Below are 14,802 nucleotides of genomic sequence, written 5' to 3' on the forward strand. Positions count from 1 at the left end.
AATGATGTTCCTTTAAAATAATCTTTGCTCAAAAAACAGATTATCTGCTTGACAAGACTTAATTTTGCAATCCTCTTTCGGAATATAACCATCTAAAATTAAACCAATGTCCTTCCAACCTGTATTTGCACTTTTCTGGGAAAATGTAAAAAAAAGCATCCAAAATGGCACTTACGCCAAACTAACACTTGCCAAAACCATTGGTGACACCGAACTGAAAAATATCTACGTTCGTCCCGTTTTGTCAGAAAGTGACCTATTCAGTCTTTCCGTTACGGCGCGTTACAAAACCGAAGAAATAGAAAGTTTTCATACAATTGACGAAGCTTTTATGGTATTAGCGCCTTTTATGAACAATCCATTTTTAACTGCCTTACTGTTTACAACGGAGAACGACATCACTTTTAAACTCAATAAAAAAAGAGTAGGAACTATTATTGAGCAAGCGCCCACTTTTAAAAATGCTTCGGATGTGATCTTGGAAATGAAAGCAAAAGGGATTTCGATTTAAGATTTTTGATTAATCCCGATAACTATCGGGACTGATTTTTGATTTAAAAAACCAGCAATCCAAAAAATATCTGAAATTTAAAAATAGTGGTTAGGGACCAGAATTTAGTAATCAGTTCATGGCTTGGGTGTAAAGCAAGACTGAAATCGATCTTTTTTAATTAAAGTTGCAGTATTTGGACGTCAACAAACTGAATACTAAAAACTGAACACTGTTTACTTACTTCTCCCCTTCCCATTCCGCATAAAACTGCGCTAGAAATCCTTCCATATACTGGTGTCTTTCTTGTGCAATTTGTTTTCCCGCCTCGGTATTCATCTTATCTTTCAACAGCAATAATTTTTCGTAAAAATGATTGAGCGTTGGAGAATCGTTCTTCTTGTATTCTTCCTTGGTCATGTTGAAATTTGGAGCAATTTTAGGGTCGTAGATCGCTCTGTTTTTAAATCCGCCATAATTGAATGTTCTGGCAATTCCAATGGCGCCAATCGCATCTAATCGGTCCGCATCCTGAACCACATCTAGTTCTATGGAGGAGAATTTCTTTTCGAAATTACCGCCTTTGTATGAGATGTTTTCAATGATCTTGACCACATGTACAATGGTATCTGCGTCAACATTTTCTGATTCTAAAAATGATCTCGCTAGTTTTGGCCCTACAGTTTCGTCACCGTCATGAAACTTACTATCGGCAATATCATGCAGCAAAGCACCCAATTGAACCACCGTGGGATCACAAGCTTCTTTTCTAGCAATCAAAACGGAATTTTTAAACACTCTTTCAATATGAAACCAATCGTGTCCGCCTTCGGCATTTTTTAGTTTTTCCTTTACAAAAAGAATCGTTTTTCGAATTAAATCTGCATTTATCATTCTTTATATACTTTTAAAAAAAAAGTTGAATTTCAAAGTTCTGTAACTTCAAAATTCAACTTTTTTATTCTTTATTTTTGCATTCAAAAAGCTATCGTACTAAAGCGGGTTCTACCCATTTGAAAATATGGGATTCTTTCGGAATGACCAATCGCTCAGAAATTCGTGCCATTCTTCCGGGTAATTTCATCAAATAATCCCGGGCTTTTTCTGCTTCGTCAGTTAAGCCTGTAATTTTATCAATTTCCCATTTGTCAATTAATTTTTGCATAATGTCTACATAATCCGCTGCAGTGTACACCCCGATTCGTTGTGCCGAATCCGAAAACTGTTCGAAAGCAGTACTTATTTTTTCACCGGATTCTCTTAAGAAATGTGCTGGCATAACGATTTTTGCTTTCATCATATATTGAAACGCAAGCATCATTTCGCTAGGATCCACCTGAAAAATACGAGTTACAAACTCACTGTAAGCATGATGGTGGCGCATCTCATCACCCGCAATCATTTTGCACATTTTAGACAATTTGTTATCCCCATATTTCTTAGCCATTTGCGCTACTCGGTTATGGGAAACATAGGTTGCCAACTCTTGAAAACTAGTATAAACAAAGTTTTTATAAGGGTCTCTTCCAGTTCCTATGTCAAAACCATCGTTGATGAGGTGTTGGGTAGTCATTTCTACTTCACGCATATTCACGCGACCTGATAAATACAGATATTTGTTGAGCATGTCGCCATGACGATTTTCCTCTCCAGTCCATTGTCGGATCCATTTGGACCAACCGTTTCGCTCTACATTATCTATTCCGTCTACGTCCATTAACCAAGATTCGTAGGTCGGTAAGGCTTCTTCAGTAATCGTGTCACCTACTAAAGTTACCCAAAAATCATAGGGTAATTCTTTTGCAATTTCACGCAATTCTTTGACCTCATCAAAAAAAGTATCACTTTGAGAATTAGGCAAAAAATCCGTTGGTTGCCATATTTTTTCTACTGGTATCAGATACTGATCGACAAAGCTATCTACGTTTTTTTCCAAAAACTGCATTACTTCTAATCGAATGTTTTTTATTGACATTATATATAAATTAAATTTTTATTCCTTGAACAACTGCTTTTTCTGTTTTTTCGATCAAATCAGAAAAATTATAATCTTTAACCGCTAATGGCTTATGAACTACAAAGGTAAGGCGATTTCCTAAACCTAAAGGGAAAAATCCATATTTAACAATTATCCAAGAATTGTTTATGCTTATCGGAACTACATAAGCCGAAGGGGCGTATTTGCATAAAATTTTGAATCCGCTTTGCGCAAATTCCTTTGGCTTCCCAGTCTTGCTTCGTGTTCCTTCCGGAAAAATAACTGCGCAACGATTGTGTTTTTCAATATATTCAGACAAATTTTTGATCGCAGGAATGGCTTGCTTGGGATCTCTACGATCAATAAGAGCAGAACCGCCATGTCGTAAATTAAACGACACACTGGGAATCCCACTTCCCAATTCTTTTTTACTGACAAATTTACAATGAAATCGGCGAAAAAACCAAATCATAGCAATAATATCGTACATACTTTGATGATTGGACACGAAAATTAACGGAACATTTTTTGGGATGCTTTCCACATTTTCAAACCGGTACGATGTTCCTAACAGTCTTGTGCACAAAATCAGAAAAAAATTTAAATAATCGACACTTATTTTATGGGCTTGATACCCAAAAACGTGAAAGCAAACCCATTGAATTGGGTGAAAAATAACCAAGGTAAGACCAAAACATAAATAATAGATTACGGATATGGGATACGAAATTAGTTTTTCCATGCTTTAAAAATTTGCCGTAAAAGTAAGAAATATATTTTTAGCCCGATTTTAAATCCCAAACAATATATGGACTCAACCTTTAATCGTAACTTTGCCAGTCAAAATCCATGTCCTTTTTTCTATTAAAATGAATTTTACTTACTCAAAAAACGAAAAACTAAAAAGCAAGACCACTATTGGATTATTGTTTACCGAAGGGAAATCAGTATCAAAATATCCGTTGCGATTGGTGTATAAAGCCAGCTCTTTTGGCGATCCCGAATCCCGAAACTTCGGGACGGGAGAAAAAATAAAAATGGGAGTTTCGGTTTCCAAAAAGAATTTCAAGAAAGCCGTAGACCGCAATTATTTCAAACGCGTGCTGCGCGAAACCTACCGGCTGAACAAACACCTTTTGATTGACCATCTGGACCAACCCTATTCCTTTATGTTTTTTTATCAAACTAAAGACAGATTGACGTACGCCGAAATTAATACCAAAACCATTCAATTGTTTGAGAAATTTGTTGCTCAAAACATTAAAAAACCAGTATCCGAAAGCGATTCTATTTCTGAAATATAAACAATTCACCTATCCCAATTAAACAAAATCACCTTTAGATTCAGTCCTGCATCATTATTCGTGATTTATTGTTATTTTAGTGGTCTCAAATTTAGTTAATTAAACCTATGAGCTTCCTCAAAAAAAAATTCTTAATTCCCCTTGTCGCTTCGGTATTTCTGTTTATTGGAACCAGCTTCAAAGATGATTTTTTTGAAATCGCCAAGCAAATCGAGATATTCACGACCCTTTTCAAGGAATTAAACCGAAATTATGTCGATGAAACGAATCCTGGAGAATTAATGGACAAGGCCATCAAAGGAATGCTGGTTAATTTAGACCCATACACCGTATATTTCAACGAGCAGGATGTAGTGCGATTCAAGATAAACAACACTGGAGAATATACCGGAATAGGCGCTTTACTGACTCGAAAAGAAGATAAATTGATCGTTAAAGAGCCCTATAAAAATTTTCCCGCCGACAAAGCTGGCCTTAAAGCCGGTGACGAAATTATTCAAGTGGGAGATGTCCTTTTGTCTGATTTTAAAGACGAGGCCTCTCAGCTTTTCAAAGGTACCAAAAACACCAAAATAGACCTCAAATACATCCGACAAGGAAAAGTACAAAGTACCCAGATTATCCTAGACGAAGTCGAAATCAAATCGGTGCCCTTTTTTGCAAAAATAGACGACAAGACCGGCTATATCGTATTATCGCATTTTAATAAAAAAGCGTCCTTAGAAACCAAAGAAGCCTTAGAACAACTCAAAAAAGAAGGTGCCGAACGCATTATACTGGATGTCCGAGACAATCCGGGCGGACTCTTGAATGAAGCCGTGAATATTTGTAATTTATTTGTTCCAAAAAACGAAATTATTGTTACTACAAAATCAAAAATAGAGCAACACAACAGCACATATAAAACAACCAAAGACCCTGTAGATACTGACATTCCTTTGATAATACTTGTTAACGGTCACAGCGCTTCAGCATCCGAAATCGTGGCTGGCGCACTTCAAGATTTAGATCGTGCTGTAGTGGTGGGTAGCCGCAGTTTTGGGAAAGGACTCGTGCAAAGACCGGTAGATTTAACGTATGGTACACAACTAAAAGTAACCATTTCCCGTTATTACACGCCATCCGGAAGATGCATTCAAGCTTTAGATTATTCACGAAAAAACAAAAACGGAATGGTTCTAAAAACAGAGGAGAAAAACTATAATGCCTTTAAAACCAGAAAAGGCAGAACCGTTTATGACGGTGGAGGAATTCAGCCGGATGTAGAACTGGAAGAAACTAAATTAAGTCCGATAGCAAATGCTTTGCTTCACAACGACGGGATTTTTAACTATGCCACGACGTATTATTATAAAAATCCAAATTTAGGAAATCGCATTCCTGTTATTTCTGATGTGGAGTATTTAGAGTTCAAACAGTTCCTAAAAACACAAAAATTCTCCTTTGACACGGAAACGGAATTGGCCTTGAAAAACACTTTGGCTATGGCCAAAAAAGAAAAACTAGAGGAATCTATTCTGGTAGAATATCAACAATTAAGTGTTGCGCTTCAAAAAAGCGAAAATGCCTTATTGGACAAAAACCAAAAAGAAATCAAAAACCTGATGGTCGATGAAATCATTAAACGCTATCAATATCAGGAAGGGCTGTATCAGTATTACATCAAAAATAATTCTGAAATCAAACGGGCCATTACTATTTTGAATTCCAATATGGAGTATCAGTCTATCTTAAAATGAAAAAATCGTTCTCCATAGTGCTATTGCTTTTTTCGAGCTACGTATCAGCTCAGTGGCAACCTATAGAAACGGTTTATTTTGAATTTGACAAATTCACACTTTATAACGACCAAATACAAACGATAGTCGATTTTATAAAAAACACAGATACCTCAAAAGTAGAATCGATACAAATTTATGGGTATTGTGATGACCGGGGTGCTAACGATTATAATTATGAATTATCAAAAAACAGAGTAATTACGGTACAAAATATACTTATCCAAAATGGTTTCAGTAAAAACAAAATTGTCATTATTGAAGGCAAAGGCCGCGTGATTCTGAAAAAAGATATGATAGAAAACCTATCCGAAACCCGTTCTAAAAACAGGCGAGTCGACTTGTTTCTTGTCAAGAAAAACAGTTTTGGAAACGGCATTTACAATTCGTTTCAGAAGAAGCATAAAGTAGGCGACCGTATTTATCTGGAAAATATCCTTTTTCCACTTGGCAGCAGCACATTAACGGAGAAATCTAAGAAAGAATTAGACAAGATTGTGGTTCTTTTGCAGCAACAAAAAACGTTGGAATTCGAAATCAGAGGCCACGTTTGTTGCACGCCCAGTTATTACCTGGATGCCATAGATAAGGGAACCCGAGAACGCAAGCTTTCCTTGAACCGTGCAAAAAACGTCTATAAATACTTGATAAATAAAGGCGTAAACAGCCTTAGGATGCATTATATAGGAAACGGAAACAAATTTCCCTTAGGTCAAGGAGAAGCATTAGACCGCAGAGTTGAGTTTCTGATTCTAAAAATTTAGTTCCCCACTTTTCATCTCAATATGCGGAATATCGTCTTCGAGATACATTTCACTGGTTTGCACAAAACCATGACTCTCATAGAATTTCTTTAGGTACAATTGCGCTCCAATAGTGATGTGGCTTTCGCCAAAATGATGCGCTATTCCTGCAATAGATTCCCGCATTAAGTCATGACCCCATTTTCTGTCACGGTAATTTGAATCAACTGTTACTCGGCCAATTGAGGCATTGTCAAAACTGATTCCTGGTTTGAAAAGTCTGGAATGCGCTACAATTTTACCTTCAAATTCCCCAATAAGATGCAGAGCTAGTTTGTCCTTTCCATCTAGATCCAGATATACACAGTTTTGCTCCACCACGAAAATCTCGCTTCTCAATCTCAGCAGATCGTATAACTCATCCACAGAAAGTTCCTTAAACGACTTTATACTCCATTTTAACATTTTATTTTTTTTAGTTTTTATTAGACTGCAAATAAAAGAAAATAAAACTATTTTTTCAAAACCTCAACTGATTTTATGATGGCTTCTAACTCATGCATTAAGTCTCTTTTTTCTTTGGAGGGCGCATAACAAAAGCCTTCCAAAACTAAAATCCTGTTGTGCTCTGTATCCAGAATAGCATAATTAATAAAAGGGCCTGACATAAAATCGTTTTTCAATTCCCAAGTTCCTTTTGTTTCATACGTTTCCTTTCCGTCCAGACTGATCTTAAAAAAATAAGGCGAATAGCTTTCTCCGGTAATCATTACAGTATTATTCTCTTTTCCGCTGATGTAAAGATTGCCAATAGAATCCCTCATTTTAATAATATTCGTGATCAGATCTGTATCCTTTTTAGTGATGACATTTATAGGAACTTGATAAATCAACAAACTCGTGTTGCCGCTTATAATTTCATTTTTTAACCATATAAAATGCGGTTTATGAAGGACGTATTGATATGAAGAAGGAATATTAATCGAAATTTGAAATTTATTCTTGATGATTTTTGGATTAAGAATAGACTGTTTTATAATGCGTTGGTTTTCGGAAATTTCAGTTTCCTTAATAATTTCAATTATTTTTGGCGAATTTTTCGCTATTATTTCTAGAATATCTACACTTGTTTTTCCGGAAATATGAAACACATTTTGGGGTGATGCGTATTGATTTTTTTTAATTTCAAATTTATTTTGCTCTTCTTTTTTGACTACGATAATCGTACGGCTGTCCGTCATAAATCCTTCTAAAATTTTAGTAGGATATTGATTTATCGTAAAAAGAGGTTCCTCCTCAGGCAATCCTATAACGGCGGAGGCAAATTTATTTCGAATACTGTCGCCAATCTCACCATTCCACAACTGGTCGTCTATGATAACTGAAATAGTATTAATTTTTCCTGTTGTAGCACGCGGTTGGGGATCCTTTTTTTGGTTGCAAGAACCCAGCAAAATGGCAGTAAGAAGCAATAAAAGAAGGGCTTTATTCATTGTATTTCAATTATAAAATAAAACCCAAATTTAGATAAGATTATTCTATTATCCGTTAATTTTAAGTTTCATTCCTGGTTTGAGTACTTCCCCGCGAATACCGTTCCATTTTTTCAGGTCAGAAATGGTTACGCCTGGATATTTTTTTGATATACTATACAACGAATCCCCTTTTTTTACATAGTAATCAACGGTTTCTTTCTGGGATAATCCGGAACCATTTATTTTTTTATTAAAGTAACTTATCGTTGCTTTATTTGTATTTATTACAGGTTCCTCTTTGGCGACAATCAAAGAACTCCCTAAAATAATTGTCTGCCCGGAAATTTTATTCCATTGTTTCAGAGTAGACGGAGAGGTGCCAAATTTCTTAGCAATGCGCTCTAAATTATCTCCTTTTTGAACTATATAATACGCCTTGCTTTCAGTAGATGCTACAGCTGCGTTTGCCTCTAATGAGGCGGCAACTTGCTTCTCAGAAAGGGCTTGTATTGGATCTGAATTCTTTATTACTTCATTAGAAACAGCCGCTTCGTTGCTACTAATTTTTAGGTTTTTACCATACGCGATAACATTGCTGCTTAGCGCATTCCATTGTCTTAAATCAGCAATGCTAACATTGTATTTACTGGCAATAGCTCCCAGATTATCTCCTTTTTTTACCTTGTAATACTGGGTTGTCTGGGATTGCGCTATTCTTTGATTGCCAGTATCTTCACGTTCTTTTTTGGGTGTTGTTTTTGTGGCAAAATAGGGCTTCTCTCGTTTGCTGGATTCGTATTCTGTATAGGCATAAATCGGACCTTCATTAGAGGCAAAAACAGCAATTTTTTCTTGTGGCAATCTCAAATAATGATTTTGATCATGATAAAAAGGAATTATATCAAGCTTGTAGGAGGGATTTAAAACCTGCAATTGAACTACTGGAACATCAAGTAAATCTGATATTTGCTTGAATGTAATTTGCTTCTTGATCAGGATAGTATCCGTAGTAAAATGCTTTATGGTAGCCCGCTGGGGCACGATTCCGTGTTCCTTATGGTATTCATAAAGATACATGGTTGCTAAGAAAGCAGGTACATATCCTTGGGTTTCTCTGGGAAGATTTTTCCTGATATTCCAATAATTTTGCTGACCACCGGAACGTCTGATAGCTTTGGAAACATTTCCCGGACCAGAGTTATAAGAGGCCAAAACCAAATCCCAATCTCCAAATATTTTGTACATATTGGTCATATATTGCGCTGCTGCCTCGGTAGCTTTTAAGGGATCGCTGCGTTCATCCACATACGAATCAATTTTCAACCCATATTGTTTTCCGGTTTGATACATAAATTGCCACAGTCCAGTTGCTCCCATTTTTGAAACTGCTTTTGGATTTAAAGCAGATTCCACAACGGCTAAATATTTTATCTCCAAGGGAATATTTTGTTTGGCCAAAGCCTCCTCAAACATGGGGAAATAATATTCCGAAGTGGCCATTAATCGTTCAAAAGATTTTTTTCGGTATTTTAAAAATGATTTAATAATGTTTTCCAGACCTTGATTGTACGCAATATTAAACGGCGATTTTGCATTCATTGCCGCCAATCTTTCTTTCAGCAGTGCTGTTGGTAACTCATAATCTACTTTTTCATCTATATTTATATTTTCGATGTCTTCTGTAAGATCATTATATAAATCTAAGTTGGTCATTTCATTCATCCATAAACTGTCTACACAAGATGCCAGATCATATTCAACAAAGGAATTCTTAATGGAATCTAAATAGGATAATTTTGCATCAATTTTTTCAAATGCTTTGTTTTCAGTTGCTTTCTGCGAAAATAAATGAATTGATAACAACAGAAAAAACGATAATGTGGTATTTTTTATAGTCATATTTAAAAGATCAAAGACCTATAATCCAAATGATTAGAAGTCTTATTTTTACAAACTTAAGAGGTTAAAACTAAAATTTTCTTTAAATATTGTTAAAAATATAATTTTTCAGTCCTTGGCACTGAATTTCTAATCGTTTGTGGGTAAAATTACTTTAAAGATCCAATTGTGAAACTTAAAAAAAACCTCAGCGATACATAAGGTATCGCTAAGGTTTTTATACATGTGATAAAACAGCTGTTTGATTTGAATGCTATTTAGATATCAAACGGCTTTTATTTTAATTTTACTGCATTTATTAGTCTAAAATAGCTGCAATTCCTGGCAATACTTTTCCTTCCAGCATTTCCAGCATTGCTCCTCCACCGGTTGAAACATAGCTTACTTTGTCTTCAAGACCAAATTGTTTTACAGCAGCAACGGAATCACCGCCACCTACAAGAGAAAATGCTCCGTTTGCCGTAGATTCAGCGATAAAGTTACCCAAAGCAATAGTTCCGGTAGCAAAATTTTCCATTTCAAAAACACCCAATGGACCGTTCCAAAGAATCGTTTTAGAATCCATGATTACTTTTTTGAAGTTTTCCAATGATTTTGGTCCAGCATCCAATCCTTGCCACCCGTCAGGAATTGCTTTGACATCCACAATCTGGGTTTGAGCATCATTAGCGAAAGCGTTTGCGGCCACAACATCAACCGGAATATGAATTTGTACTCCTTTTTCTTTAGCTAATCGCAATATTTCTAATGCCAATTCTTGTTTATCATCTTCACAAATAGAATCGCCAATTTTACCGCCTAATGCTTTCACAAAAGTAAAAGTCATTCCGCCACCAATAATCATGTGGTCTACTTTATCCAGAATATTCTCGATTACGGTAATTTTAGAAGATACTTTTGATCCACCAAGGACTGCTGTTACTGGTTTTTCGCTGTTTTTTAAAACTTTGTTCAAGCTTTCTATTTCTTTGGCCAATAATAATCCAAAACATTTTTCGCTTGGAAAAAACTGCGCAATAATTGTAGTCGATGCGTGCGCTCTATGCGCTGTACCAAAAGCGTCGTTTACAAAAATATCACCAAGTGACGCCAGTTCTTTTGCAAAAGCAACATCACCCGCTTCTTCTTGGCTGTGAAAACGTAAATTTTCTAACAATAAAACTTCTCCAGCCTGCAATTTTTCAGCTGCAGCTTTCGCCTCTGAACCAATACAGTTTGAAGCGAACTGAACCGAAACTCCAAGAATTTCAGCAGTTGTTTTCAAAATGTGTTTCAAAGAGTATTTTTCTTCCACTCCTTTTGGCCGACCTAAATGCGACATCAAAATCACGCTTCCGCCTTGCGCAAGAATCGCGTCAATAGTAGGTTTTGCAGCTTCAATACGCGTGGCATCCGTTACATTGAACTTTTCGTCCAAAGGCACATTAAAATCAACCCGAATTATGGCTTTTTTATTTGCAAAATTGAAATCACTTATGGTTTTCATCAGTCTGTTTTTTAGTTTATTTTTTTTGAAAGAGTAACAAATATAGAACTTTTAAATTATTAATAAATTAGAGAAAATCATATAAAATCAATTTTTAGCAACGAAATCGATGTAAATTAATAAATAATGCTTTTATTTATCAATTTGTCTAGATATTATTTTAGATAAAGGCCTGTTAAATTTTAAAAATAAAACATAAATTGACACTTCTATAAACTAGCTTCTGCTGAAACTTTGCCTGCTAAAATTTTAGACTACACCATTTTCTGCTATCTTTGCTTCATGCAATTTTCAGAAATTTTAGGACAAGAACACATCAAAAGTCATTTGACAAAAAGTGCTGATTTGGGCAGAATTCCCCACGCACAACTGTTCGTAGGTCCGGAAGGCAGTGGCACTTTACCCATGGCGATTGCGTATGCACAATACATCATTTGCAGCAATCAAAACGGAGAGAATTCCGGTTCAAATGAAGCGTGCAACCTGAAATTTCAGAAAACTTCCCATCCTGATTTGCATTTTATTTACCCGACTGTCAGTACTGAAGAAGTAAAAACAAAACCCAAAAGCATTGATTTCATAACGGAATGGCGACAGTTTATAGAACAAAATCCGTACGGAAGTTTGTTTGATTGGTACCAAATGCTAGGTGTTAAAAACAAGCAAGGAGAAATTAGGGTCGATGATGCGCAGGAAATCTTGAAATCGCTGGCTTTAAAATCTTATGAAGGCGGATACAAAATAATGATTATTTGGATGGCTGATAAATTGAATATCGCTGCTTCTAATAAATTACTGAAATTATTGGAAGAACCTACAGACAGAACGGTTTTTATCCTGATTTCAGAAAATGAAGAAGATATTATTCAAACGATTCGTTCCCGTTGCCAAGTACTACATTTTAATGGTTTGAGTGAAACTGTCATTGCGGAGGCTTTGGTTTCAAAAGAAAATACGGATTCTAAAATAGCTTTAAAAATAGCGCATCAAGCACAAGGAAATTTCAATAAAGCATTGCAATTAATACAACCGGACAGCGAATCAGTTTTTTTTGAAAAATGGTTTGTCGATTGGGTTCGTGCGGCTTTTAGAGCAAAAGGAAACGCAGCTGCCATTCAGGATTTGATCCAGTGGAGCGAGCAAATTGCTGGTTTGGGAAGAGAAACCCAAAAAAAGTTTTTACATTTTTGTATTGATATGTTTCGTCAGGCCTTGTTGCTCAATTACCAAACGCCAAGTTTAGTCTACATAGAACCACAAGTGGAAAAATTCAAACTGGAGAATTTTGCACCTTTTGTAAATGGCAACAACATAAATGATATTTTTAAAGAACTTTCAGAGGCAATGTATCACATTGAACGCAACGGAAACGCTAAAATTATTTTAACCGATTTATCAATAAAACTTACTCGTTTAATTCACAAAAAATAAAAAAATGAACAATATTACTTCTATTTTAATTTTAATTTTCCTGGCCATCACTTTCCTACAGTCCGGATACGACAAATTGTTTTATTGGAAAGATAATGTCGAATGGTTAAAAGGTCATTTCGCTAAAACACCATTAAAAAACCATGTACCTTTAGCACTACTAAATATCTTGATTTTAGAATTAATTTCCGGTATTTTATGTGTGGTGGGTTGCATCGAATTATTCGTAAACAACGGAAGAATTTTTGGTTTTTACGGAGCCGTTTTCTCTTGTATCACGTTGTTGATGTTGCTTTTCGGACAGCGATTGGCCAAAGATTATGATGGAGCCAGAACAATTGTTATTTATTTTATCCCTGCAATATTGGCCGTTTATTGGTTAAACTAGACTTTACAACTTATTATTTTGAACAACTCCTTTTTAAATAAAAAAATGACACCAAAACACCCTTCAGAATCCCTGACGATATTAACTGATTTGGTTTTACCAAGCGAGACCAATCCTTTGAACAATCTTTTTGGTGGCGAATTATTAGCCCGTATGGATCGCGCAGCAAGTATAGCGGCACGCAGACATTCCCGAAGAATTGTAGTTACAGCATCCGTAAATCACGTTGCATTCAACAGAGCCATTCCGTTGGGAAGTGTCGTTACTGTTGAAGCTAAAGTTTCCAGAGCTTTCAAAAGTTCAATGGAAATATTCATTGACATTTGGGTTGAAGACAGAGAATCCGGTAATAAAACCAAAGCCAATGAAGCGATCTATACTTTTGTAGCAGTAGACGATACGGGAAGACCCGTTGAAGTACCCCAAATTGTTCCGGAAACCGAAATAGAAAAACAACGTTTTGAAGCTGCATTGCGACGCAAACAGCTGAGTTTAGTTTTAGCCGGAAAAATGAACCCCCATGATGCAACCGAATTAAAAGCATTGTTCGTGTAAGAAGCAAAATACAACTGACTATTTTTAATTGATAAATAGATTTAAAATATTCTTGAAAGAGAAAATTTTAAATCAAAAAAGAAGTATTTTTACAAAACATATATTCAATATACAAATGAAATTATGGGATAAGTAATCATCCTGTCAGTTTCTTACAGTTATAAACCAATACAAATAGATGAAAGAAAAGGTAAAAGAGAAGATGAGTTCAGAGAAAGAATCTAAATTAAAAGCGCTACAACTTACGCTTGATAAATTAGACAAAACCTACGGAAAAGGGACAGTAATGAAAATGGGCGACAAAGCCATTGAAGAAGTAGAAACTATTTCTTCCGGGTCTTTAGGAATCGATTTGGCATTAGGAGTTGGAGGCTATCCAAGAGGTAGAATTATTGAAATATACGGTCCGGAATCTTCTGGAAAAACCACATTGACGCTTCATGCTATTGCTGAAGCTCAAAAAGCAGGTGGAATTGCAGCTTTTATTGATGCAGAACATGCTTTCGACAGAAACTATGCGGAGAAATTAGGCGTAGATATTGAAAACTTAATCATATCACAACCTGATAATGGAGAACAAGCGTTAGAAATTGCGGAGAACTTGATTCGTTCCGGAGCAATTGACATTGTTGTCATTGACTCGGTTGCAGCTTTGACTCCAAAAAGTGAAATTGAAGGCGAAATGGGAGATTCTAAAATGGGATTACACGCCCGTTTAATGTCTCAAGCATTGCGTAAATTAACGGGAACCATCAGTAAAACAAACTGTACAGTTTTCTTTATTAATCAATTGAGAGAGAAAATTGGTGTGATGTTTGGTAATCCAGAAACTACAACGGGAGGAAATGCATTGAAGTTTTATGCTTCGATTCGTTTGGATATTCGTCGTTCTACTCAAATTAAAGATGGAGATAACGTCCTTGGGAACAGAACCAAAGTAAAAGTGGTGAAAAACAAAGTCGCTCCGCCATTTAAAATCGCAGAATTTGACATCATGTATGGGGAAGGAATTTCAAAAACAGGAGAGATTCTTGATCTTGCTGTTGAGTTTGAAATCATCAAAAAAGCAGGATCTTGGTTCAGTTACGGTGAAACTAAATTAGGACAAGGTCGGGATGCTGTTAAGTCTTTGATTAAAGACAATCCGGAATTAGCGGATGAATTAGAAGAAAAGATTAAAGCCAGAATAAAAGAATTGGCAGAAGCATAAAAAGTAAAACCCGTCTCGCACCTAAAAAACGAGACGGATTTTTTTATTTTTACACGCAACCTTTT

15 protein-coding genes are annotated in these 14,802 nt (G+C 35.8%); 8 read left to right on the top strand and 7 right to left on the bottom strand.

What is annotated here, in order from left to right; all coding sequences use genetic code 11:
- Positions 1 to 106 precede the first annotated feature (106 nt).
- Positions 107 to 511 carry a hypothetical protein gene (locus EKL96_RS02070; protein ID WP_126457730.1) on the top strand — a complete coding sequence of 135 codons (405 nt, stop codon included), beginning with the start codon at positions 107 to 109 and terminating at the stop codon, positions 509 to 511.
- A gap of 219 nt (positions 512 to 730) precedes the next feature.
- Here the strand turns inward: EKL96_RS02070 and EKL96_RS02075 are convergent, their stop codons facing one another.
- The 3 genes from EKL96_RS02075 to EKL96_RS02085 form a co-directional block, all read right to left on the bottom strand.
- On the bottom strand, positions 731 to 1,384 hold the full coding sequence (locus EKL96_RS02075; protein ID WP_126457731.1) for an HD domain-containing protein: 654 nt from the start codon (positions 1,382 to 1,384) through the stop codon (positions 731 to 733).
- A gap of 91 nt (positions 1,385 to 1,475) precedes the next feature.
- Positions 1,476 to 2,465, bottom strand: a complete 990-nt coding sequence (locus tag EKL96_RS02080) for an acyl-ACP desaturase (RefSeq protein ID WP_126457732.1) — start codon at positions 2,463 to 2,465, stop codon at positions 1,476 to 1,478.
- A 10-nt stretch (positions 2,466 to 2,475) separates the two neighbouring features.
- Positions 2,476 to 3,210: a lysophospholipid acyltransferase family protein gene (locus EKL96_RS02085; RefSeq protein WP_126457733.1), complete on the bottom strand. Its 735-nt coding sequence runs from the start codon at positions 3,208 to 3,210 to the stop codon at positions 2,476 to 2,478.
- A 127-nt stretch (positions 3,211 to 3,337) separates the two neighbouring features.
- Between EKL96_RS02085 and rnpA the strand changes: the two genes are divergently transcribed.
- From rnpA to EKL96_RS02100, 3 genes are all read left to right on the top strand, one after another.
- Positions 3,338 to 3,772, top strand: a complete 435-nt coding sequence (gene rnpA / locus EKL96_RS02090) for a ribonuclease P protein component (RefSeq protein ID WP_126457734.1) — start codon at positions 3,338 to 3,340, stop codon at positions 3,770 to 3,772.
- 107 nt (positions 3,773 to 3,879) lie between these two features.
- Entirely contained in the window at positions 3,880 to 5,511 is a 1,632-nt protein-coding gene (locus EKL96_RS02095) for a S41 family peptidase (RefSeq protein ID WP_126457735.1), read from the top strand.
- The gene (locus tag EKL96_RS02100; protein WP_126457736.1) at positions 5,508 to 6,314 is read left to right on the top strand and encodes an OmpA family protein; all 807 of its coding nucleotides are present in this window, start codon (positions 5,508 to 5,510) and stop codon (positions 6,312 to 6,314) included. Before EKL96_RS02095 ends, EKL96_RS02100 begins: the two co-directional genes overlap by 4 nt.
- Here EKL96_RS02100 and EKL96_RS02105 read toward each other — a convergent pair.
- The 4 genes from EKL96_RS02105 to EKL96_RS02120 all read right to left on the bottom strand — a co-directional run bounded on the left by EKL96_RS02105 (position 6,303) and on the right by EKL96_RS02120 (position 11,153).
- The gene (locus EKL96_RS02105; protein WP_126457737.1) at positions 6,303 to 6,758 is read right to left on the bottom strand and encodes a GNAT family N-acetyltransferase; all 456 of its coding nucleotides are present in this window, start codon (positions 6,756 to 6,758) and stop codon (positions 6,303 to 6,305) included. The two genes, EKL96_RS02100 and EKL96_RS02105, sit on opposite strands and share 12 nt — an antisense overlap.
- Before the next feature lie 47 nt (positions 6,759 to 6,805).
- Positions 6,806 to 7,786, bottom strand: a complete 981-nt coding sequence (locus EKL96_RS02110) for a DUF4837 family protein (protein ID WP_126457738.1) — start codon at positions 7,784 to 7,786, stop codon at positions 6,806 to 6,808.
- Positions 7,787 to 7,834: 48 nt separating this feature from the next.
- A complete protein-coding gene (locus EKL96_RS02115; RefSeq protein ID WP_126457739.1) occupies positions 7,835 to 9,667 on the bottom strand; it encodes a LysM peptidoglycan-binding domain-containing protein in 1,833 nt (610 codons plus the stop codon).
- 298 nt (positions 9,668 to 9,965) lie between these two features.
- A complete protein-coding gene (locus tag EKL96_RS02120; protein ID WP_126457740.1) occupies positions 9,966 to 11,153 on the bottom strand; it encodes a phosphoglycerate kinase in 1,188 nt (395 codons plus the stop codon).
- Positions 11,154 to 11,435: 282 nt separating this feature from the next.
- Here EKL96_RS02120 and EKL96_RS02125 point away from each other — a divergent pair, with 282 nt between their 5' ends.
- From EKL96_RS02125 to recA, 4 genes are all read left to right on the top strand, one after another.
- A complete protein-coding gene (locus EKL96_RS02125) occupies positions 11,436 to 12,584 on the top strand; it encodes an ATP-binding protein (RefSeq protein ID WP_126457741.1) in 1,149 nt (382 codons plus the stop codon).
- A 4-nt stretch (positions 12,585 to 12,588) separates the two neighbouring features.
- Positions 12,589 to 12,972: a DoxX family membrane protein gene (locus EKL96_RS02130; RefSeq protein ID WP_126457742.1), complete on the top strand. Its 384-nt coding sequence runs from the start codon at positions 12,589 to 12,591 to the stop codon at positions 12,970 to 12,972.
- Between the two features lie 45 nt (positions 12,973 to 13,017).
- Positions 13,018 to 13,527 carry an acyl-CoA thioesterase gene (locus EKL96_RS02135; RefSeq protein WP_126452284.1) on the top strand — a complete coding sequence of 170 codons (510 nt, stop codon included), beginning with the start codon at positions 13,018 to 13,020 and terminating at the stop codon, positions 13,525 to 13,527.
- Between the two features lie 202 nt (positions 13,528 to 13,729).
- The gene (recA, locus tag EKL96_RS02140; RefSeq protein ID WP_126452335.1) at positions 13,730 to 14,737 is read left to right on the top strand and encodes a recombinase RecA; all 1,008 of its coding nucleotides are present in this window, start codon (positions 13,730 to 13,732) and stop codon (positions 14,735 to 14,737) included.
- The last annotated feature ends 65 nt before the right edge of the window (positions 14,738 to 14,802 follow it).

Origin of the sequence: Flavobacterium sp. LS1R10, assembly GCF_003968825.1 — a bacterium.
Classification (GTDB): Bacteria; Bacteroidota; Bacteroidia; order Flavobacteriales; family Flavobacteriaceae; genus Flavobacterium.

Coding starts and splice junctions, on each gene's coding strand:
- EKL96_RS02100 (WP_126457736.1), top strand. CDS start 5,508: ATGAAAAAATCGTTCTCCATAGTGCTATTGCTTTTTTCGAGCTACGTA.
- EKL96_RS02120 (WP_126457740.1), bottom strand. CDS start 11,153: ATGAAAACCATAAGTGATTTCAATTTTGCAAATAAAAAAGCCATAATT.
- EKL96_RS02070 (WP_126457730.1), top strand. CDS start 107: ATGTCCTTCCAACCTGTATTTGCACTTTTCTGGGAAAATGTAAAAAAA.
- EKL96_RS02125 (WP_126457741.1), top strand. CDS start 11,436: ATGCAATTTTCAGAAATTTTAGGACAAGAACACATCAAAAGTCATTTG.
- EKL96_RS02115 (WP_126457739.1), bottom strand. CDS start 9,667: ATGACTATAAAAAATACCACATTATCGTTTTTTCTGTTGTTATCAATT.
- EKL96_RS02105 (WP_126457737.1), bottom strand. CDS start 6,758: ATGTTAAAATGGAGTATAAAGTCGTTTAAGGAACTTTCTGTGGATGAG.
- EKL96_RS02130 (WP_126457742.1), top strand. CDS start 12,589: ATGAACAATATTACTTCTATTTTAATTTTAATTTTCCTGGCCATCACT.
- EKL96_RS02085 (WP_126457733.1), bottom strand. CDS start 3,210: ATGGAAAAACTAATTTCGTATCCCATATCCGTAATCTATTATTTATGT.
- EKL96_RS02095 (WP_126457735.1), top strand. CDS start 3,880: ATGAGCTTCCTCAAAAAAAAATTCTTAATTCCCCTTGTCGCTTCGGTA.
- EKL96_RS02110 (WP_126457738.1), bottom strand. CDS start 7,786: ATGAATAAAGCCCTTCTTTTATTGCTTCTTACTGCCATTTTGCTGGGT.
- EKL96_RS02135 (WP_126452284.1), top strand. CDS start 13,018: ATGACACCAAAACACCCTTCAGAATCCCTGACGATATTAACTGATTTG.
- rnpA (WP_126457734.1), top strand. CDS start 3,338: ATGAATTTTACTTACTCAAAAAACGAAAAACTAAAAAGCAAGACCACT.
- EKL96_RS02075 (WP_126457731.1), bottom strand. CDS start 1,384: ATGATAAATGCAGATTTAATTCGAAAAACGATTCTTTTTGTAAAGGAA.
- EKL96_RS02080 (WP_126457732.1), bottom strand. CDS start 2,465: ATGTCAATAAAAAACATTCGATTAGAAGTAATGCAGTTTTTGGAAAAA.
- recA (WP_126452335.1), top strand. CDS start 13,730: ATGAGTTCAGAGAAAGAATCTAAATTAAAAGCGCTACAACTTACGCTT.